Source organism: Bradyrhizobium sp. 62 (assembly GCF_023073035.1).
In the GTDB taxonomy this organism is placed as follows: domain Bacteria; phylum Pseudomonadota; class Alphaproteobacteria; order Rhizobiales; family Xanthobacteraceae; genus Bradyrhizobium.
This window is the reverse complement of sequence record NZ_JADPIT010000015.1, coordinates 1047563-1067668: the sequence shown is the minus strand read 5'-3', so window position 1 is coordinate 1067668 and position 20106 is coordinate 1047563. Positions and strand designations below refer to the sequence as shown.

The window sequence follows — 20106 nt, the reverse complement described above, 5'->3', positions numbered from 1 at the left end:
AACTGCTATGTCTAGAAGGGGGCCGACATGATGTCGCTCGATAGCATCACGCTCTATTTGGTCGCCACCATGGTCGCCGCACTGCTCGGCGCCATGATGGTATTTTTCGGAAGGCAGGAGAACAGCCCTGCGCTGAAATGGTGGGGCACCGCCTATCTCCTTGGCGCCGCATCGGTCGCGCTCTGGACGGCGGCCGGCGACAAGCTGGGCCCGCATCTTTACCTTGCGCTGAACGCAGTTGGCTTCGTCGCCTGCGGCATGGTGTGGAATGCGGCGCGCGTCTTTCATGGCCGCAAGCCGAACTGGCCGGGTCTCCTGGTCGGCGCGCTCGCCTGGACCGCTGCCGCCACGCTGCTCGATCCCGCGGTGTCCATGCTGCGCATGATCGTCGGCGCCGGCATCGTCTCGGTCTATGCGGCGCTGACGGCGAGCGAGCTCTGGGTCGAGCGGCGCAAGAGCCTGCAACGGCGCTGGCCGGCCTTCGTGGTCCCGGTGATGCACGGCTGCGTCTTGATGCTGCCGATTCTGCTCGGCAGTTTCCTGCGCCCGAACGATGCCGGCTTCTCCAACAGCATCTGGGTCACCGTGTTCGCGGTCGAGCTCGTGCTCTATGCCGTCGGCACCGTGTTCGTGATCTTCATGCTGGTGTCCGAGCGCACGGTCACTGCGCACCGGACCGCCGCGTCCACCGATCCGCTGACCGGCATGCTCAACCGCCGCGGCTTCTCGGAAGCCTGCGGACGCGTGATCGAGCGCGAGGCCAAGGCCGGCCGTCCCGTGACCGTGATGATCTTCGATATCGATCATTTCAAGTCGATCAACGACCGCTTCGGCCATCCCGCCGGCGACGAGATGCTGAAACTGTTCTCGACCGTCGTCGTCAGCAACCTGCGCATCAGCGACATGTCGGGTCGCATCGGCGGCGAGGAGTTCGCCGCCCTCCTGCCGTGTTCGCTGGAGGAGGGCGTGCTGGTGGCCGAGCGCGTGCGCGAAGCCTTCGAGACCTCCGGGGTCGTCGTCGATGAGGGCCCGGTCGACACCACCGTCAGCATCGGCGTCGCGGGCGGTCCGGCCGGCACCGAACTCGAAGTGCTGCTGGCCTCGGCTGACACCGCGCTTTACCAGGCCAAGCGCGGCGGCCGTAACCGCGTCGAGGCGGCGGAGGAGCTGCCATTGTCGCTGGAGAACTGGCGCCGCCAGAGCGCCGCACGGATAGGCGTCTCCAACACGCAGTCCAAGGCGCAGACGGCGACAGCTTAGGCAACGGAGGCCTTGCGGTAATCCCCTGTTTACCATTCGATCCCTACCATTGCGGTCATGGAATCGATCCGTCGACAGAGCCCGCAGACCGCCCTGATGTCGCTCGAAGCCGCGGCGACTTCGGCACGCGGCGGCTTCGCCTGCCTGTTCTCGACCGCGGACGAATATGAGAGCGCGCTGATCACCGAGCGCCGCGCCCAGGGGCATTACACGCAAGGCCGCAATTACTGGCCGCTTGCGCTGTTCGCCGGTTGTGCGCTGATCGTGGCGGGCACCGCTCTGCTGCTCGCCTGAGTGATCTGCATTCTCGGACCGGGCAGGGCGCCATTTCGGCGCCTTTTTCTTTGTCGCGGGCTGCGGTAGACACTCCCATCGAACAAAAATGGGTGGAAACAGATGATCACCGAGATCGCGCAAATCGACGTCAAGCCGGGCAGCGAGAAGGACTTTGAGGCTGCCGTCGCCAAGGCCAAGGCCGCTTTCGGCCGCTCCAAGGGTTTCCATGGTTTCGAGCTGCACAAGTCGATCGAGAAGCCGCAGCGCTATCGTCTGATGGTGAAGTGGGAAACGCTCGAGAACCATACCGTCGATTTCCGCGGCTCCGAGAATTTCACCGAATGGCGCGGCCTCGTCGGCCAGTATTTTGCGGCACCCCCTGAGGTCGAGCACACCGAAACCGTGCTCACCACCTGAGGCGGCTCAGGCCGCCTCCGCCAGAGGCGGCGCTTCGTACGTCTTGAAGTGGTCGATCACGACTTTGGCGATGGCGACCAGTGGCAGCGCCAGCGCCAGACCCCAGATCCCGAAGACGACGCCGAGCAGGATCTGGAACGCGAACAGCGTAGCCGGCGGGATGTCCAGTGCCTGCCGCTGCAGCAGGGGCGTCAGCACGTAGCTCTCCATGGCGTGGACGCCCATGAAGAGGAGAAAGGCCGACAGCGCCGGAATCCATCCTGAGGCGAGGCTCGCCAGCACGACCACAACGCCGGCAATGATGGCGCCGACGGTCGGAATGAAGCCGAGCAGTCCCGCCTGAATCCCGAGGATGAAGGAGCCCGGGATGCCGATGATGAGAAGCCCGATCCAGGTTACCGCCCCGACCGCGAGCATGACGATCATCTGTGCGATCAGCCATCGTTCAAGTGTCTCGCTGACGCGGTCGATGATGACGGCCGCGCGCGCGCGATGTTTTGCAGGCGCGATGAACAGCAATCCCTCGCGATAGACGCTGGGTTGGGCGGCGAAGGCGACTCCCAGAAACAGCACGATGAAGATGTTTCCCACGCCGTGGATGGTGCCAAGCAGCAGCTTGAACGTCTGGCTCACGATCGCCCCGCCGTTGGAGGCAAGGGCGCCTGCGCCGGGTATTGCCCCGCGCGACGTCGTGCCGGCCGACGGCGTCGGCTCCGGTTGCGCGTCGGGAGACGAATCGGGTCCGGAGCTCCCGAAATCGAAGAAGCTGGTGTCGATGCCGTGATTGTCCAGGAATGATTTGACGTTGCCGATCTGGGATTTGATGGTTTTGCTGAGTCCCGCCGCCTGATCGGCGATGGTGGCGCCGCCGAGATATGCGATGCCCGCGAGCATGAGCGCGAGGGCCAAGCAGACGATTGCGAGCCGCAGCGCATGCGGCAGACGCGCATGCCGGCCAAGCGCGTTGGTCAGCGCGTTGAGCCCAAGGCCCAGCAGCACCCCGGCGAAGATCAGGAGCAGGGTGGTCGCGAAGTACCAGGAGAACGCGAGCAGCACGGCGAACAGCACCACGCCGATGCCGCCGACCGAAATGCCCCAAGCCAGATCAAAACGGGTCGGGGGTCGTTCATCCGGGAATGTGATCACGCAATGTCCTTTAGGTGGACCGGGGGGAAGTCTTTCGGCAAACACGCTTTTGATCAAGACCGCGTCAACGCGCTGGTTTGACGCTGCCGTGTGAACGGTGCAGACGGACGAGGAGAGAACAGGTGGGGCGCGCTTGAGTTTCATCAGCAAATGGGTGGGTCTGCTCGGGCTTTTGGCCGTGCTCGTGATTGGCGACCAGATCCGGATCAACCGGCCCGGCCACAAATATCGCCTCACGGTCGAGGTGACGACGCCCGAAGGCGTCAAGTCCGGCTCCGGTGTTCTGGCCGTCGTGCCCGATCGCGGCTATAGCCGGGGCGGCCGCACCACGATGCGCGGCGAGGCTGTGTTCGTCGACCTCGGCCGGGGAAAGAATGTGGTGGCATTGCTGGCACATCAGCAGGGCGCGAAGCTCGATCTCGACGACATCAACTATGTCGCGCTCCGCGCTTATGGCGCCGCGCGAGGCAACCGTGTCTCGTTCAACGAGCTCAACCGGCAGACCGGCGTCGTCGCGGTGCAGGGGGACCTAATGCCCGTGCTGGTGAGCTTTGGCGATCCCATGGACCCTGCGACGGCGCGCCTTGTCGCCGGCGACCATGCGGAGGCGGTCCTGGGCGACGGCTATGCACTCCGTGGCCTTACCGCCGAAATGGTGCCCAACGGGCTTTGGCCGATCGATTTCGGTGGCGCGCTCGGGGAGTCCGTGACGCGCGGAATCGAAACGAAACTGCCCTGGTTGGCTGCGCCGGGCGACCCGGCGGCGACCGCACTGAAGACCGCCGGCCTGCCCCTTGGCGGCGCGATCGTGGCCCGGGAGGCATTTGCGCGAAAATAGCATTGCCGTCCCGCGTACCCTTCTGTTGAATTTGTTCCACCCCGGGGGCATGTTTGGAGAATCTTCTTCGGCGGGGAGGTCTGAGCGGGAGATGAGAAAGCCGGTCGTCGGCGTGATCGGGAATGCCCATCGCGTTGAAAATCGATTTCAGGTCCAGATGGTCGGCGAGCGTAATCTGCGCGCCGTGGCCGAGGTTTCAGGCGGCCTGCCGGTGATGTTCGCGGGGTCGCCTGACATCACCGATATCGGCGCGCTGCTCGATACGGTCGACGGCATCGTGCTGACTGGCGCCCGGGCCAACGTCCACCCGACCCGTTTCAACGTCGATCCATGTGAGGCGCACGAGCCCTACGACATCCACCGCGACGAGGTGGCGCTGGCGCTCTCGGTCGCCTGCGTTGCTCGCGGTATCCCGCTGTTCGGCATCTGCCGGGGCCTCCAGGAGATGAATGTCGCCTTCGGCGGCTCGCTGCATCCCGAGATCCGCGAGATCCCGGGCCGCATGAACCATCGCATGCCGAGGCTCGAGAACGGTGAGATCCACCCCGATCCGACAGTGGTGTTCGCCGATCGCCACGACGTCGATCTGACGCCGGGCGGCGCGTTCGCAGAATTGCTCGGCTGTGACAAGATCAGGGTCAATTCGCTGCACGGCCAGGGCATCCTCGATCCCGGCAAGCGCGTGCTGATCGAGGGCATTGCCGAGGACGGCACCATCGAGGCAATCCGCATCGCGGAAGCCAGGGCTTTTGCGCTCGGGGTGCAATGGCACGCCGAATACGACCCGCAGCACAATCCGATCAACCGAAAACTGTTCGAGGCGTTCGGTCAGGCCATGGTGGCGAAGCAGCGCGCGGCGGCGTAGCTGCGGGGTTGCGCCGAGGCCGATAAGGCTCTCGATCGTTGCGACCGGCGGCGGAGGATTGGCGATTTTCGCAAACAGGCACGAGAACTAGTCTCCAGGATGGATTTCGCGGCGCTGAACGCATCCTGCGATTACCAACAGCGCTCGCGATCTCTCGGGCGCAATAAACCAGATATCAAGAATTGATGCGCGCCAGTTTTCTCGATTCCGATTCGTTCTTTGAGAACGAAGTGGAGTCAGACGCAGAACAAAACTCGAGGACCACAAAAAAAGGCGCCCCGAGGGGCGCCTTTCGTGCGTCGTAGTCGTTCCGGCGGCTTAGCCCGAATAGTACATTTCGAACTCGACCGGGTGCGGGGTCATTTCGAAGCGGGCGACTTCGGTCATCTTCAGCTCGATATAAGCGTCGATGAAGTCGTCGTCGAACACGCCGCCGTTCTTCAGGAAGCCGCGATCCTTGTCGAGGTTTTCCAGCGCCTCGCGCAAGCTGCCGCACACCGTCGGGATCTGCTTCAGCTCTTCCTTCGGCAGATCGTAGAGGTCCTTGTCCATCGCCGGACCCGGATCGATCTTGTTCTTGATGCCGTCGAGGCCCGCCATCAGCATCGCGGCGAAGCCGAGATAGGGATTGGCGAGCGGATCGGGGAAGCGCACCTCGACGCGCTTGGCCTTCGGCGAAGCGGTGTAGGGGATGCGGCAGGACGCCGAGCGGTTGCGGGCGGAATAGGCGAGCAGCACGGGAGCCTCATAGCCCGGGACCAGACGCTTGTAGGAGTTGGTCGACGGGTTGGTGAAGGCGTTGATCGCCTTGGCGTGCTTGATGATGCCGCCGATGTAGTGGAGGCAGGTCTCCGACAGGTCGGCGTATTTGTTGCCGGCGAACACCGGCTTGCCGTCCTTCCAGATCGACTGGTGCACGTGCATGCCCGAGCCGTTGTCGCCGAAGACCGGCTTCGGCATGAAGGTGGCGGTCTTGCCGTAGATGTGCGCGACCTGGTGGATGCAGTATTTGTAGATCTGCATGTGGTCGGCCATCAAGGTCAGCGTGTCGAACTTCATGCCGAGCTCGTGCTGGGCGGAAGCGACCTCGTGATGGTGCTTCTCGACCTTCACGCCCATCTTGGCCATGGCGCCGAGCATCTCCGAGCGCATGTCCTGCACGGAGTCCTGCGGCGGCACCGGGAAGTAGCCGCCCTTGGTACGGACACGATGGCCGAGATTGCCGCCTTCATATTCGGTGTCGGAGTTGGTCGGCAGCTCGGAAGAGTCGAGGCGGAAGCCGGTGCTGTAGGGGTTGGCGGAGAAGCGCACGTCGTCGAACACGAAGAACTCGGCTTCGGGGCCGACGAACACGGTGTCGCCAACGCCCATCGACTTGACCATCGCCTCGGCCTTCTTGGCGATGCCGCGGGGATCGCGGTTGTAGGGCTCGCCGGTGGTCGGCTCGAGCACGTCGCAGGTGATGACCATGGTGGTCTCGGCGAAGAACGGATCGATCGTCGCGGTCACCGGATCGGGCATCAGGCACATGTCGGACTCGTTGATCGCCTTCCAGCCGGCGATCGAGGAGCCGTCAAACATCGTCCCTTCGGCGAAAATGTCCTCATCGATCATGCTGATGTCGAAGGTGACGTGCTGCCACTTGCCGCGCGGATCGGTGAAGCGCAGGTCGACGTATTTGACGTCGTTGTCCTTGATCGATTTCAGGACGTCTTTGGCGGTCTTCATGCATACCCCTTTTGGCTCTGCGGGTCGGTTTCCAAACTTCGAGCGACCGTGTTCACGCTTCTTGAGGCGCGCGAGGCACAAACAAAATGAGGCCGCCGAAGCAGCCTATTTCTTGTCAGAATGTCGCAAAATGCGGGATAGCACCCGGCTCAGATAGCGTCCAGCCCGGATTCTCCGGTTCGGATGCGGATCGCCTCTTCGATGTTGGAGACGAAGATCTTGCCGTCGCCGATGCGCCCGGTTTGCGCAGCGCGGCGGATTGCGTCGATGGCGCGCTCGACCAGATCGTCGCCGATCACGATCTCGATCTTCACCTTGGGCAGGAAGTCGACGATGTATTCTGCGCCGCGGTACAGCTCGGCGTGACCCTTCTGCCGGCCGAAGCCCTTGGCTTCAGTGACGGTGATGCCCTGAAGGCCGACTTCCTGAAGCGCTTCCTTCACCTCGTCGAGCTTGAATGGCTTGATGATGGCTTCGATTTTCTTCACTGCGCGCCTCCCGGCCTTTCGAACAAATAGCAACGTCTTCGTCAGGATGCGCTTTTCTTAACGCACGATCTTGTCTTCGCTATGCCGGGATCCCTGACCAGTCCGGCAACAACGGCCGGCCACACCCTGATAAATGCCAGTGAGCACGACGAACCGAAGCGACTTCCGCGAAAGCAGGGTCTATGCCAAGTTGCAAATGCCCTGATTATTGGAGCGTTATCAGCCTTTTAACGTGCAGCTCTGATAGGTGGCGCCGACCCGCACAAAATACCGCAGACTACGAAATAGGCAAACGGTTCAATATCTGTGCAGATCGTCGTTCCGTCGGATGGCCTGGTGCGGAACGTGCCTCTTGAAAAGGCTTTTGGACAGGGAAGTGGCATGGAAGTTCTGACCAACGCCGAAATACAGCGCGCCGACCAGCTCAGCATTGCGGCAGGCACCCCCGGCTTCAAGCTGATGCTCAGCGCCGGTCAGGCGGTCGCCGAGGCCGCCCACGCGCTGGTGGAGGAGGGGCCGATCCTGATCGTGGCCGGCCCGGGCAACAACGGCGGGGACGGTTTTGTCGCAGCCGCCGAGCTCGCCGCGCAAGGCCGCGAGGTCTCGGTGATCCTGATGTGCGAGCGCGACCAGCTCCAGGGCGATGCGGCCTCGGCCGCGCGGGGCTGGAAGCACCCGGTGCTCCCGTTCAACCCGCAGGCGATCGGGCGACCGGCGCTGATCATCGATGCGCTGTTCGGCGCGGGCCTCAGCCGTCCCGCCGAGGGCGAGGCGCGTGCGATGATCGAGGCGATCAACGCCAACGGTGCGCCGGTGCTCGCGGTCGACCTGCCGAGCGGCATCAATGGCACCAGCGCAGCCGTGCTGGGCGTGGCGGTGAACGCCACCGAGACCCTTACCTTCTTCCGGAAGAAGCCGGCGCATCTGCTGCTGCCGGGGCGGATGCATTGCGGCCACGTGCGTGTCGCCGACATCGGTATCGACGCGCAGGTGCTGGACGAGATCGCGCCGCAAATATTCGAAAACGATCCGGACTTCTGGGGCGCGGCCTTTCCGGTGCCGCGCATCGACGGCCACAAATACGCGCGCGGCCATGTGCTGGCGGTCTCGGGCGACGCGGCGGCGACCGGTGCCGCGCGGCTCGCCGCGCGCGGGGCGCTGCGGGCAGGTGCGGGCCTGGTGACTCTGGCCACGCCGCGTGATGCGCTCGCGATCAATGCGGCTGCGCTCACCGCGGTCATGGTTCGCCCCGTCGATACCGCCATCGAGTTCGGCGAGCTGCTCGGCGACAAGCGTTACAACACCTGCATCATCGGCCCCGGCGCGGGTGTCGGCGAGCGCACCTGCGATCTCGTCCACACGGCGCTTAACGCGCAGCGGCATCTGGTGCTCGACGCGGATGCGCTGACGAGCTTTGCCGCGAATCCCGAGCGCCTGTTCGAATCGATCAAGACGTCGCAGGACAAGGCGGTGGTGCTGACGCCGCACGAGGGCGAGTTCCCACGGCTGTTCTCCGACCTCAGCAATAAATATCCGGGCCGCTCGAAGATCGAGCGCGTGCGCGCCGCCGCCGAGCGCTCCGGCGCGGTCGTGCTGCTGAAGGGCGCGGACACCACGATCGCCGCGCCCGACGGCCGCGCCACCATCGCCGCCAACGCACCGCCCTGGCTCGCCACCGCGGGTGCCGGCGACGTGCTCGCCGGCATCATCGCAGGGCTGCTGGCGCAAGGCGTGCCGGCATTCGAAGCCGCCAGCATCGCCGTCTGGATGCATGGCGAAGCGGCGAGCGAGGCGGGGCCGGGGCTGATCGCGGAGGATCTCACCGAGACGCTGCCGGCCGTGCACCGGCGAATCTATGGTGCGCTGGGGGTGGAATACTGAGCTCTCACTCCACCGCGTACCAGCGCACCAGCCGCGGTGCGGCCCAGTCGGTTGCGACGGATTCGATCAGCCACCGCCCGGGGGAGGCCGCAGCGAATGCGATGCGCTGGGTCTGGCCGGGTTCGATCGCGAGCGTGTCGAGCCAATAGGGCTTCCAGCCGTCGTCGAGCTTGTCGAGCAGGCGGAAAGGGTGGCCGTGGAGATGGAAGACGGTGGCGACGGGTGCGGGGTTCTTGAGGGCCAGCACGACGGTGCGGCCGGCCCTGGTGCGAAAGGTAGGGGCGGAGGACGTCGAGAAATTTGCGGGCCGTACCCACCCGACGTCGGCTGCCCCAAGCGCGACATCGAATCGCAGGGCGCCTCTCAGATCGAGGCGGTCGGGCTGGTCATTTGGAGGGAGCGGCTGCGGCGGCAACAGCGGCACGCGCCGGTCAAGCTTGCCGGAGACAGTGAGGCGGCCGACCTGGTGCGCCTCCTTGCCGTCATGCAGCAGGAATGGGGCCGATGTGGCCGCATCCACGAAGGCGTCGGCGCGTGAGCCGGGAGCCAGCACCAGCGCGCCGTTGCGAGCCGGGAACGGCTCGGCCGGCTGTCCGTCCAGGGCCAGCACCTGGACTTCGTGGCTTTCCAATTTGATCGCCAGAACAGAACGTTGCGAGCCGTTGATAAAGCGCAGCCGCAGCCGCTCATTTGCCGCAGCTGAGAGTTCGAATGAAGTCGTTCCGTTGATTGTATAGAGCGGGGATGTGTCCTTCGGGTCCCGGCCCGGGGGAAGTGCGGTTCCATCTGGCCGTAGCCGCCATTCCTCGATCAAGAGAACCACGTCGCGATCGGCGGCGACCGGGTTTGTCTCGGCGGCAATGATCGGAAGCGGGCGCGCGGGCTGCTTCAGGCCGTCCTCGAACAGCCGGAAGTTGGCCAACAGGGTTCCCGCGTTTAGCACTGAAATAATTGATGTTTCCGTCGCGTCCGGGGCCGTTGGGGCGCGTCCTCGAAGCGGGTCGGCCGCGGCCGGGCCGCCAAGGCCGTACCAGACTGGTGCAAGCGGCACAGGCAGGTCGTTGCGGAAGACCACCTCGCAGTGGTCGCCACGTTTGAGACGGACATCCCCGAGGTGGCTGACGGCGGCCAGCTCCCAGATGGGTGTGGCCGGCTGCCCCGGCCTCAGAGCCAGCGTCGCCGGCCTTGCCTGAAGCGCGAGCTGGGCGGTCACGGTCGGGACTGCGCCGCCCGCCATCAGCCCGGCCACAGAGGCGCCAAGTCCGGCTCCAAGTCCGGCCAAAACCTCGCGCCTCGTCGGGTCGAAGATCCGCGTTTTCATGGCCGATCCGGACCACGGCGTGCTGGATAAGTCCAGCCGTCGTGCCTAGTTGAAGCCTGCCTCTATCGGGCCATTTTTTTGCTGCGAACAGGCGGGCACATGCTATAAGCCCGCCGCCCGCGGCATCGCGGCCGGTCTTGATGCAAATTTACGCGGGCGTGGCGGAACTGGTAGACGCGCTGGATTTAGGTTCCAGTGACGAAAGTTGTGGGGGTTCGAGTCCCTCCGCCCGCACCAAGCGCTTTCAGCGTTTGCACGGATTACGCGATCTGCTCCCGCGCGGATGTTTGTCCGCCGGAAGCCGGTCCGATGAACCACCGGCGTTGAGGCGTTCGCCTCGCGCCGGATCGATTAATGACAGCGTCCCGACGCATGCGCGCCGGGACCGAACGAGAAGAAGATTGGACACCATGCAGGTCACAGAAACCCTCTCGGAAGGTTTGAAGCGCGAGTTCAAGATCAGCGTTCCCGCGTCTGATCTCGACGCCAAGGCCGGTGCCAAGCTCGTCGATCTCAAGGACAAGGTCCGCATCAACGGCTTCCGTCCCGGCAAGGTGCCGGTCACGCACCTCAAGAAGGTCTACGGCCGCTCGGTGATGGCCGAGACCATTGACCAGACTATCCGCGACACCAACACGCAGCTGTTCTCCGAGCGCGGCTTCCGCCTGGCGACCGAACCGAAGATCACCATGCCGACCGAGCAGGCCGAGGTCGAGGAGCTGCTCAACGGCAAAACCGATCTGACCTACACGGTTGCGATCGAGGTGGTGCCGTCGATCGCGCTCGCCGACTTCAAGACCTTCGAGGTCGAGAAGCCCGTCGCCGAAGTCACCGACGCCGACGTCGATGAGGCGATCAAGCGCATCGCCGATTCGAACCGTGGCTATGCCGCGAAGGCCGAGGGCGCCAAGGCCGAGTCGGGTGATCGCGTCACCGTCGCCTTCAAGGGCACCATCAACGGCGAGGCCTTCGAGGGCGGCGCCGGCGAGGGCATCCAGGTCGTGATCGGATCCAACACCTTCATCCCCGGCTTCGAAGAGCAGCTCACCGGCATCGCCACGAACGAGACCCGCACGCTGAAGGTGGCGTTCCCCAAGAACTACATGAACGACAAGCTCGCGGGCCAACCGGCCGAGTTCGAGACCACCGCGACGCTGATCGAGGCGCCGCAGGACCTCGCGATCGACGACGAGTTCGCCAAGACGCTCGGCCTCGAATCGCTGGACAAGCTGAAGGAAGCGGCGCGCGAACGGCTGGTCGCCGAGTTCGCGACCGCGACGCGCCAGCGCGTCAAGCGCGCGCTGCTCGACCGCCTCGACGAGGCCCATCGCTTCGAGGCTCCGCCCTCGCTGGTCGACGAGGAGTTCAATCTGATGTGGAACTCGGTGAAGGCCGAGATGGACTCCGCCGGCAAGACCTTCGCCGACGAGGACACCACTGAAGAGGCCGCCAAGGAAGAGTACCGCAAGATCGCCGACCGCCGCGTGCGGCTCGGCCTCGTGCTCTCCGAGATCGGCGAGAAGAACAAGATCTCCGTGACCGACGACGAGGTCGGCCGCGCCGTGATCGAGCGGGCGCGCTCGATGCCGGGCCGCGAGAAGGAGGTCTGGGACTATTACCGCAGCAACGCCCAAGCGTTGGCCCAGCTTCGTGCACCGATCTATGAGGACAAGGTCGTCGACTTCATCCTCGAACTCGCCAACGTGACCGAAAAGAAGGTTTCGCGTGACGATCTCTACAAGGACGACGAGGCGGAAAAGACCGCCGCCTGAGGGCTCCAGAAGACCCTTTAGGATAGCCTTGCATTAAGGATGATCAGCAAAGAGGTCGAGCTAGCCAGGTGGCCGGCTGGGCCTCTTTGTACGAATCAGCTTCAACTGCCTCACGGATTAAGCCTTAATTCGCTCCGCACTTGTCAGGCGCGAATTGGGCTATATCTGTCGCTACGCCTTCCGCTTCTACCAAGTTCGTCTATCAAGTTCCTGCATCACGGGACGTCCATCGGCCCTCCGGCAGATCCAGCCCCGACTGGCAGCCGGGCCTGGCGATGTCCGCCTCTTCAAAACCCTAGGTGACTCATGCGCGATCCGGTTGAAACCTACATGAACCTCGTGCCCATGGTGGTCGAGCAGACCAACCGTGGCGAGCGCGCCTACGACATTTTCTCGCGCCTTCTGAAAGAGCGCATCATCTTCCTGACCGGGCCGGTCGAGGACGGCATGTCGACGCTGATTGTCGCGCAGCTGTTGTTCCTTGAGGCGGAAAATCCGAAGAAGGAAATCTCGATGTACATCAACTCGCCGGGCGGCGTGGTGACGTCGGGCCTCGCGATCTACGACACCATGCAGTTCATTCGCCCGCCGGTCTCGACGCTGTGCACGGGCCAGGCCGCCTCGATGGGCTCGCTGCTGCTCTGCGCCGGCGAGAAGGACATGCGCTTCTCGCTGCCGAACGCGCGCATCATGGTGCATCAGCCCTCCGGCGGCTTCCAGGGCCAGGCCACCGACATCATGCTGCACGCCCAGGAAATCCTGAACCTGAAGAAGCGGCTGAACGAGATCTACGTGAAGCACACCGGTCAGACCTACAAGGCGATCGAGGACGCGCTGGAACGCGACAAGTTCCTGACCGCGAGCGACGCCAAGGAGTTCGGCCTGGTCGACAGGGTCATCGACAAGCGCGCCGAGGAAACCGCGGCGCCGAAGACCCCGTAGCACTACTGCGGCGGCGAACCCTGCGGGCTCGCCGGCGCCATCAGGGAGCGTTCACGTTAAGGACACGTGCGCGCGTCGCAAAACGTAGTTTTGCGCCCTGCGACAGGCAGAAAGTTCCGCTTTCGTGCTTGTTTTTCGTGGCAATCCAGCAACGCCGGGGTGATTTCGATCACTTCGCCCGTGCCAAGACCGGAAATCACGGTATTGTCACGGGTAGCCGGCGACCCCCGATTAGCGAATTCTTGATAGTCGGGTGACAGCATGGTTCGCTACGACTGATCGGCTATGATCGCGGGGAATCGAGTGACCGTGATTCGCACGGCATGTAACGCGTAGGGTCTTTTTTGGTACGGAATTTGCTCTATTTGAAGGACTGTACCGGCTGTCGTGCCGGAATAGGGCGATCGAGCGGACGGGATCGAACCGCGGACGGAGACATGAATGAGTAAGGTCGGCACGAGCGACTCCAAGAACACGCTGTATTGCTCGTTCTGCGGCAAGAGCCAGCACGAAGTGCGCAAACTGATCGCGGGTCCCACGGTCTTCATTTGCGACGAGTGCGTTGAGCTCTGCATGGACATCATTCGCGAGGAGAACAAATCCTCGCTGGTGAAGTCGCGCGACGGGATTCCGACGCCGAAGGAAATCTGCAAGGTGCTGGACGATTACGTGATCGGCCAGAACCATGCGAAGAAGGTCCTCTCGGTCGCGGTGCACAATCACTACAAGCGCCTCAACCACCAGACCAAGCACAACGACGTCGAGCTTGCGAAGTCGAACATCCTGCTGATCGGTCCGACCGGCTCGGGCAAGACGCTGCTCGCGCAGACGCTCGCCCGCATCCTGGACGTGCCGTTCACGATGGCGGATGCGACGACGCTGACCGAGGCCGGCTATGTCGGCGAGGACGTCGAGAACATCATCCTGAAGCTGCTCCAGGCCGCCGACTACAATGTCGAGCGTGCCCAGCGCGGCATCGTCTATATCGACGAAATCGACAAGATCAGCCGCAAGTCCGACAATCCCTCGATCACGCGCGACGTGTCGGGTGAGGGCGTGCAGCAGGCGCTGCTCAAGATCATGGAAGGCACGGTGGCTTCGGTCCCGCCGCAGGGCGGCCGCAAGCATCCGCAGCAGGAATTCCTGCAGGTGGACACCACCAACATCCTGTTCATCTGCGGCGGTGCGTTCTCGGGCCTCGAAAAGATCATTTCGGCACGCGGACGTTCGACCTCGATCGGTTTCGCCGCCCAGGTGCTCGCGCCGGAAGACCGCCGCACCGGCGAAATCTTCCGTCACGTCGAGCCGGAGGATCTCCTGAAGTACGGCCTGATCCCGGAATTCGTCGGCCGTCTGCCCGTCGTGGCGACGCTGGAGGATCTGGACGAGGCTTCGCTCAAGAAGATCCTGGTCGAGCCGAAGAACGCGCTGGTGAAGCAGTACCAGCGGCTGTTCGAGATGGAGAACATCGAGCTGACCTTCGCCGACGAGGCGCTTGGCGCGGTTGCCCGCAGGGCGATCGAGCGCAAGACCGGTGCGCGCGGACTGCGCTCGATCCTCGAGGCGATCCTGCTCGAGACCATGTTCGACCTGCCGGGCCTCGAAGGTGTGGAAGAAGTCGTGATTTCCCGCGAAGTCGTGGAAGGAACGGCGCGTCCGCTCTACATCTACGCCGATCGGTCCGATCGCGCCGTCGAGAACGCCAGCGCCTGATTTCGGCGCTGGGACGCTCCAATCGTCTCCTCAAGCAAGGGCTGCGGAAAGTATCTCCGCAGCCGGTGTTGTGTCGCTTATTTGCGTGCGTAAGCGCCTGATGGCGCGCGTCTTCAATGACTTGACACCCCCCGGGTCGATAGCCACCTAATGTCGGCGGCGAGCAAAAATTCTCTCCAAGATTCGCCTCAGTTCCGATCCGGCGAGCCGGTCCAACCTCAAAAGGACCGACCGGTTTTGCCGATCACCTCGGCACCTTGTGGCGGTTGCGCATGAGCATGGCGGGCTGCGTGCAAGGGGGCAAAGCAAAAGGAAAAAGGCCATGACCAATCCAAAACCCAGGCCAACCATCGTTCATGGCGAAACGCACGCCTACCCCGTGCTGCCCCTGCGCGACATCGTCGTCTTCCCGCACATGATCGTTCCGCTCTTCGTCGGCCGCGAGAAGTCGATCCGCGCGCTCGAAGAGGTGATGAAGAACGACGCGCTGATCATGCTCGCGACCCAGAAGAACGCGTCCGACGATGATCCGGCACCCGATTCCATCTACGAGACCGGTACGCTTGCCAGCGTGCTCCAGCTCTTGAAGCTTCCCGACGGCACCGTGAAGGTGCTGGTGGAAGGGCTCGAGCGTGCGCGCGTGCAGAAGTACACCGATCGCGCCGACTATTACGAAGCGACTGCGATTGCGCTCGCCGACACCGATGCGAAGTCGGTCGAGGCCGAGGCCATGGCGCGCTCGGTCGTGTCCGACTTCGAGAGCTATGTGAAGCTCAACAAGAAGATCTCGGCCGAGGTCGTCGGCGTCGTGCAGGCGATCACCGATTTCGCCAAGCTCGCCGACACCGTCGCCTCGCATCTCGCCGTCAAGATCGCGGATCGCCAGGGCATCCTGGAGACGCTGTCGGTCACGCAGCGCCTGGAGAAGGTGCTGGGCCTGATGGAGAGCGAGATCTCGGTGCTTCAGGTCGAGAAGCGCATCCGCTCGCGCGTCAAGCGCCAGATGGAGAAGACCCAGCGCGAGTACTATCTCAACGAGCAGATGAAGGCGATCCAGAAGGAGCTCGGCGACGACGACGGTCGCGACGAACTCGCCGATCTCGAAGAGAAGATCTCCAAGACCAAGCTCTCCAAGGAAGCGCGCGAGAAGGCGCAGCATGAATTGAAGAAGCTGCGCCAGATGTCGCCGATGTCCGCGGAAGCGACCGTCGTGCGCAACTATCTGGATTGGCTGCTGTCGATCCCGTGGAACAAGAAGTCCAAGGTGAAGAAGGATCTGGAAGCCGCGCAGGCGGTTCTGGATGCCGATCACTACGGGCTGGAGAAGGTCAAGGACCGCATCGTCGAGTATCTCGCCGTGCAGTCGCGCGCCAACAAGCTGACCGGCCCGATCCTGTGCCTCGTCGGCCCTCCCGGTGTCGGCAAGACCTCGCTCGGCAAGTCGATCGCCAAGGCGACCGGGCGTGAGTTCGTGCGCGTGTCGCTCGGTGGCGTGCGTGACGAGGCCGAGATCCGAGGTCACCGCCGCACCTATATCGGTTCGATGCCCGGCAAGATCATCCAGTCGATGCGGAAGGCGAAGTCGTCCAATCCGCTGTTCCTGCTGGACGAGATCGACAAGATGGGCGCCGATTTCCGCGGCGATCCGTCCTCGGCTTTGCTCGAGGTCCTCGACCCCGAACAGAACGCGACCTTCAACGACCACTATCTCGAGGTCGATTACGATCTGTCCAACGTGATGTTCATCACGACCGCGAATACGCTCAATATTCCCGGGCCGCTGATGGACCGCATGGAGATCATCCGGATCGCGGGCTACACCGAGAACGAGAAGGTCGAGATCGCGCGCAAGCACCTGATCCCGAACGCGGTGTCCAAGCACGGCCTGGACTCCAAGGAGTTCTCGATTGACGACGATGCGCTGCTGCTTCTGATCCGCCGCTACACCCGGGAAGCGGGCGTGCGCAATTTGGAGCGTGAGCTCTCCACACTCGCCCGCAAGGCGGTGAAGGAGCTGATGATCTCCAAGAAGAAGTCGGTCAAGGTCACCGAGAAGACTCTGGAAGAGCTGCTCGGCGTGCCGAAGTACCGCTACGGCGAGATCGAGAGCGAGCCGCAGGTCGGCATCGTCACCGGCCTTGCCTGGACCGATGTCGGCGGCGAGTTGCTGACGATCGAAGGCGTCATGATGCCCGGCAAGGGCAAGATGACGGTCACGGGCAATCTGCGCGACGTGATGAAGGAATCGATCTCGGCGGCGGCGTCCTACGTCCGCTCGCGCGCGATCGTCTACGGTATCGAGCCGCCGCTGTTCGACCGGCGCGACATCCACGTGCACGTGCCGGAAGGCGCGACGCCGAAGGACGGTCCGTCGGCGGGCGTGGCGATGGCCACCGCGATCATCTCGGTCATGACCGGCATCCCGGTCCGCCACGATGTCGCGATGACCGGCGAGATCACGCTGCGCGGCCGCGTACTGCCGATCGGCGGCCTGAAGGAGAAGCTGCTGGCTGCTGCCCGCGGCGGCATCAAGACGGTGCTGATCCCCGAGGACAACGCCAAGGATCTCACGGAGATTTCCGATGCGATCAAGGGCGGCATGGAGATCATCCCGGTCTCCCGCCTCGACGACGTCGTCGCCAAGGCGCTGGTCAAGAAGCCGGTGCCGATCGTCTGGGAAGAGGACACCAAGGTCACGGTCAAGCCGGACGGCGACGAAGCCGCCGGCGGCCTGACCGCTCACTGAGATCGCAGCTCGAAAAGATGATAAAACGGCGCCTTCGGGCGCCGTTTTTGTTGTGGGGGGCATTTTGTTTTGGGCAGTGGATGACGACAATGCACATCGACGGGCAATGCCATTGCGGCGCGATCACCTTTGAAGCCGAGATCGATCCCGAGACGGTGTCGGTCTGCCATTGCCGGGACTGCCAGACCCTAACGGGATCGCCGTTCCGGGTGACGGCGATCTGCACCAAGACCGACGTCAAGCTGACCGCCGGCACGCCCAGGATCTACGGCAAGCGCGGCGATAACGGTCGGATGCGCTTCCAGCACTTCTGCGCCGAGTGCGGTTCCCCGCTGTTCACGAGCGGCGAGGGCGACCAGGAGGACGATTGGGGCATCCGCTGGGGCAGCATCCGCCAGCGCGACAAATTGCGGCCCGTCAGGCAGATCTGGTGCCAGTCGGCGGCGGTGTGGATCGACGCGGTGCCACTGTTGCCGGGCCGGCTGGAAGATTGAGGTTCGGCTTGCCCAGCCGCGCGCGAGCGAAGGCTGGTGGGCGGTCACGGATTCGAACCGCGGACCCTCTCGGTGTAAACGAGATGCTCTAACCAGCTGAGCTAACCGCCCCACGGCGCCTCTTTAGCGCCCCCTCGGGTGTTGGAGCAAGAGGCGGCCGCACCGCAAATCATGCTCATTTGAACCGCTTGATGGCCTTCCGGCGTGGTATCACGACCGGCAAAACGACAGAGGCCCCAATGGAACAACCGAGCGGACACGAGCAGAACGCCGATCAGATCGCCTACTGGAACGGTCCCAGCGGGCAGCGCTGGGCCGATCGCCATGCGGCGCAGGAGAGCCTGCTCGGACCCATTGCCGATGTGCTGATCGACCGCGCCAAGCCGAAGCCGGGGGAGCGCGTCCTCGACGTCGGCTGCGGCTCCGGCGCGACGACGTTCGCGTTCGCGAAGGTTGTCGCGCCTGATGGCTTCGCGCTCGGGCTCGACGTCTCCGAGCCGATGCTGTCGCAGGCGCGCGCGTTTGCGCCAAAGGGCCTGCCGCTCGATTTCGTGCTGGCGGATGCGACGGTGCATCGGTTCGAGCCGGCCAGTTTTGACCTGCTGGCCTCGCGGTTCGGCGTGATGTTCTTCGCTGACCCGATCGTGTCTTTCACCAACCTCCGCCGCGCATTGAAGCCAAGGGGGCGGCTGGCGTTTGCCTGCTGGCGCGAGCCGAAGGAAAATCCCTGGATGATGGCGCCGCTGATGGCGGTCTACAAACACGTGCCCAAGATGCCGCCGGTCGGGCCGGACGAGCCGGGCCCGTTCGCCTTTGCCTCCGAAGAGCGCGTGACGCGCATCCTGAAAGGCGCGGGCTTCGTCGACGTCGCGATGGAACCGCACAATCTCGCGATGGATGTCGCGATCGGCGGCGGGCTCGATGCCGCGGTCGAGGGCTCGCTCCAGATCGGCCCCGCCAGGCGCGCGCTGCAAGGCCATCCGCCCGAGACGTATGCCGCGGCAAAAGCCTCGATCCGCGAGATGCTCGCCCCGTTCCTGAAGGGGTCGAGCGTGGCGCTCCAGGGTGCGATCTGGATCGTGACGGCGAAGGCGGCGTAGGCGCCGCTCTGTGCTCGCATTGCGAGCGAAGCGAAGCAATCCAGGCCATTGCGAGCGCAGCGAAGCAATCCAGACTGTTCTCCGCGGAGGCAGTCCGGATTGCTTCGTCGCTTCGCTCCTCGCAATGACGATGGGGACGCAGCAACGCTGCGTCGCTCACACCACATCATCCGGCGCCAGCGCGCAGCCGTTGTCGGGATGCGTCTCGACCTGAAGGGTGGTGTGGCCGATGCGGTGGGAGCGCTTCAGCATCTGCGCCGTCTCCATCAGGAATGCATCGCCGGCGCCGGTGGGCATGACGAGATGGCAGGTCAGCGCCGTCTCAGTGGTCGAGATCGGCCAGACGTGGAGATCGTGGATCGCAGTGACGCCGGGCCGCTCCAGCAGTAGGATCTTGATTGCGGCAATGTCGGTGCCCCTGGGCGCGGCCGCCATCGACATGTCGATGGAGCCGCGGAGCAGGCTGGTGGTGCTCCAGAGAATGGTGGCGCAGATGACGAGGCTGGTGACGGGATCGAGCCAGAGCCAGCCGGTCCAGATGATCAGCGCCGCCGAGACCACGACGCCGAGCGAGACCGCGGCGTCGGCCGCCATGTGCAGATAGGCGCCTTCGATGTTGATGTCGTCCTTGCGCCCGCGCGCGAACAGCATGGCCGTAAAACCGTTGATGAGGATGCCGATGCCGGCGACCACCATTACGGTGATGCCGGCGACGGGCTCCGGTTCACGCAGGCGCAAAAACGCTTCCCAGCCTATCGCACCGGTCGCGACCAGCAGGAACACCGCGTTCGCCAGCGCCGCCAGGATGGTGGAGGCGCGCAGGCCATAGGTGAAGCGGCCGCTGGGCGCGCGCCGCGCCGCGATCGACGCGCACCAGGCCACGACCAGGCCGAGCACGTCGCTAAGGTTATGGCCGGCGTCCGCAAGCAGGGCGGTGGAGTTGCCGATATAGCCGTAGACGGCCTCGGCCAGGACCAGCGCGGTATTGAGCGTGATGCCGATCGCGAACGCCGTGCCGAAGCTGGCGGGCGCATGGGCATGGGCGTGGCCACCATGATCGTGATCATGGCCGTGGCTATGATCATCGTGATGATGGCCGTGATGGTCGTGGCTGCCCAC

General features: G+C 64.1%; 17 protein-coding genes and 2 tRNA genes. 13 read left to right on the top strand and 6 right to left on the bottom strand.

The genetic code is table 11. The features are described 5' to 3' along the window. Positions 1-27 precede the first annotated feature (27 nt). The 3 genes from IVB47_RS15620 to IVB47_RS15610 all read left to right on the top strand — a co-directional run bounded on the left by IVB47_RS15620 (position 28) and on the right by IVB47_RS15610 (position 1953). Complete coding sequence (locus IVB47_RS15620; RefSeq protein WP_247462481.1) at positions 28-1260, top strand: GGDEF domain-containing protein; 1233 nt, start codon at positions 28-30, stop codon at positions 1258-1260. Positions 1261-1317: 57 nt separating this feature from the next. After that, a complete protein-coding gene (locus IVB47_RS15615) occupies positions 1318-1554 on the top strand; it encodes a hypothetical protein (RefSeq protein ID WP_247435244.1) in 237 nt (78 codons plus the stop codon). A 102-nt stretch (positions 1555-1656) separates the two neighbouring features. Then, the gene (locus tag IVB47_RS15610) at positions 1657-1953 is read left to right on the top strand and encodes an antibiotic biosynthesis monooxygenase family protein (RefSeq protein WP_027518288.1); all 297 of its coding nucleotides are present in this window, start codon (positions 1657-1659) and stop codon (positions 1951-1953) included. 6 nt (positions 1954-1959) lie between these two features. On the opposite strand, the gene IVB47_RS15605 is transcribed toward IVB47_RS15610, so the two are convergent. Beyond that, positions 1960-3096 (bottom strand): AI-2E family transporter, encoded by a 1137-nt coding sequence (locus IVB47_RS15605; RefSeq protein ID WP_247463182.1) that lies wholly within the window; start codon positions 3094-3096, stop codon positions 1960-1962. Between the two features lie 136 nt (positions 3097-3232). On the opposite strand from IVB47_RS15605, the gene IVB47_RS15600 reads away from it, so the two are divergent. Next, entirely contained in the window at positions 3233-3937 is a 705-nt protein-coding gene (locus IVB47_RS15600; RefSeq protein ID WP_247435249.1) for a hypothetical protein, read from the top strand. Positions 3938-4028: 91 nt separating this feature from the next. Continuing rightward, positions 4029-4802: a gamma-glutamyl-gamma-aminobutyrate hydrolase family protein gene (locus tag IVB47_RS15595; protein WP_027567222.1), complete on the top strand. Its 774-nt coding sequence runs from the start codon at positions 4029-4031 to the stop codon at positions 4800-4802. Positions 4803-5120: 318 nt separating this feature from the next. On the opposite strand, the gene glnA is transcribed toward IVB47_RS15595, so the two are convergent. Together glnA and IVB47_RS15585 are read right to left on the bottom strand one after the other, a co-directional pair. After that, positions 5121-6530, bottom strand: coding sequence for a type I glutamate--ammonia ligase (gene glnA, locus IVB47_RS15590; protein WP_007603494.1), 1410 nt, complete (start codon positions 6528-6530; stop codon positions 5121-5123). Between the two features lie 149 nt (positions 6531-6679). After that, entirely contained in the window at positions 6680-7018 is a 339-nt protein-coding gene (locus IVB47_RS15585) for a P-II family nitrogen regulator (protein WP_007603495.1), read from the bottom strand. 381 nt (positions 7019-7399) lie between these two features. Here IVB47_RS15585 and IVB47_RS15580 point away from each other — a divergent pair, with 381 nt between their 5' ends. Next, positions 7400-8899, top strand: a complete 1500-nt coding sequence (locus IVB47_RS15580) for an NAD(P)H-hydrate dehydratase (RefSeq protein ID WP_247462479.1) — start codon at positions 7400-7402, stop codon at positions 8897-8899. 4 nt (positions 8900-8903) lie between these two features. Here the strand turns inward: IVB47_RS15580 and IVB47_RS15575 are convergent, their stop codons facing one another. Beyond that, positions 8904-10220: a multicopper oxidase domain-containing protein gene (locus IVB47_RS15575; RefSeq protein WP_247462477.1), complete on the bottom strand. Its 1317-nt coding sequence runs from the start codon at positions 10218-10220 to the stop codon at positions 8904-8906. Positions 10221-10372: 152 nt separating this feature from the next. On the opposite strand from IVB47_RS15575, the gene IVB47_RS15570 reads away from it, so the two are divergent. The 6 genes from IVB47_RS15570 (at position 10373) to IVB47_RS15545 (ending at position 17887) form a co-directional block, all read left to right on the top strand. Beyond that, positions 10373-10457, top strand: a tRNA-Leu gene (locus IVB47_RS15570). A gap of 173 nt (positions 10458-10630) precedes the next feature. Beyond that, positions 10631-11992, top strand: coding sequence for a trigger factor (tig, locus tag IVB47_RS15565; protein WP_247462476.1), 1362 nt, complete (start codon positions 10631-10633; stop codon positions 11990-11992). A 306-nt stretch (positions 11993-12298) separates the two neighbouring features. Beyond that, positions 12299-12934: an ATP-dependent Clp protease proteolytic subunit gene (locus tag IVB47_RS15560; RefSeq protein ID WP_007603501.1), complete on the top strand. Its 636-nt coding sequence runs from the start codon at positions 12299-12301 to the stop codon at positions 12932-12934. Between the two features lie 441 nt (positions 12935-13375). Next, positions 13376-14647, top strand: a complete 1272-nt coding sequence (gene clpX, locus IVB47_RS15555; RefSeq protein ID WP_007603503.1) for an ATP-dependent Clp protease ATP-binding subunit ClpX — start codon at positions 13376-13378, stop codon at positions 14645-14647. Between the two features lie 322 nt (positions 14648-14969). Further along, entirely contained in the window at positions 14970-17393 is a 2424-nt protein-coding gene (gene lon / locus IVB47_RS15550; protein WP_007603504.1) for an endopeptidase La, read from the top strand. A gap of 89 nt (positions 17394-17482) precedes the next feature. Beyond that, positions 17483-17887 carry a GFA family protein gene (locus IVB47_RS15545; protein ID WP_247462474.1) on the top strand — a complete coding sequence of 135 codons (405 nt, stop codon included), beginning with the start codon at positions 17483-17485 and terminating at the stop codon, positions 17885-17887. 34 nt (positions 17888-17921) lie between these two features. Here IVB47_RS15545 and IVB47_RS15540 read toward each other — a convergent pair. Continuing rightward, positions 17922-17998: transfer RNA gene (locus tag IVB47_RS15540), tRNA-Val, on the bottom strand. A gap of 128 nt (positions 17999-18126) precedes the next feature. Between IVB47_RS15540 and IVB47_RS15535 the strand changes: the two genes are divergently transcribed. Then, positions 18127-18987, top strand: a complete 861-nt coding sequence (locus tag IVB47_RS15535; RefSeq protein WP_247462472.1) for a methyltransferase domain-containing protein — start codon at positions 18127-18129, stop codon at positions 18985-18987. Between the two features lie 156 nt (positions 18988-19143). Here the strand turns inward: IVB47_RS15535 and IVB47_RS15530 are convergent, their stop codons facing one another. Next, positions 19144-20106 (bottom strand): cation diffusion facilitator family transporter, encoded by a 963-nt coding sequence (locus tag IVB47_RS15530; RefSeq protein WP_247289448.1) that lies wholly within the window; start codon positions 20104-20106, stop codon positions 19144-19146.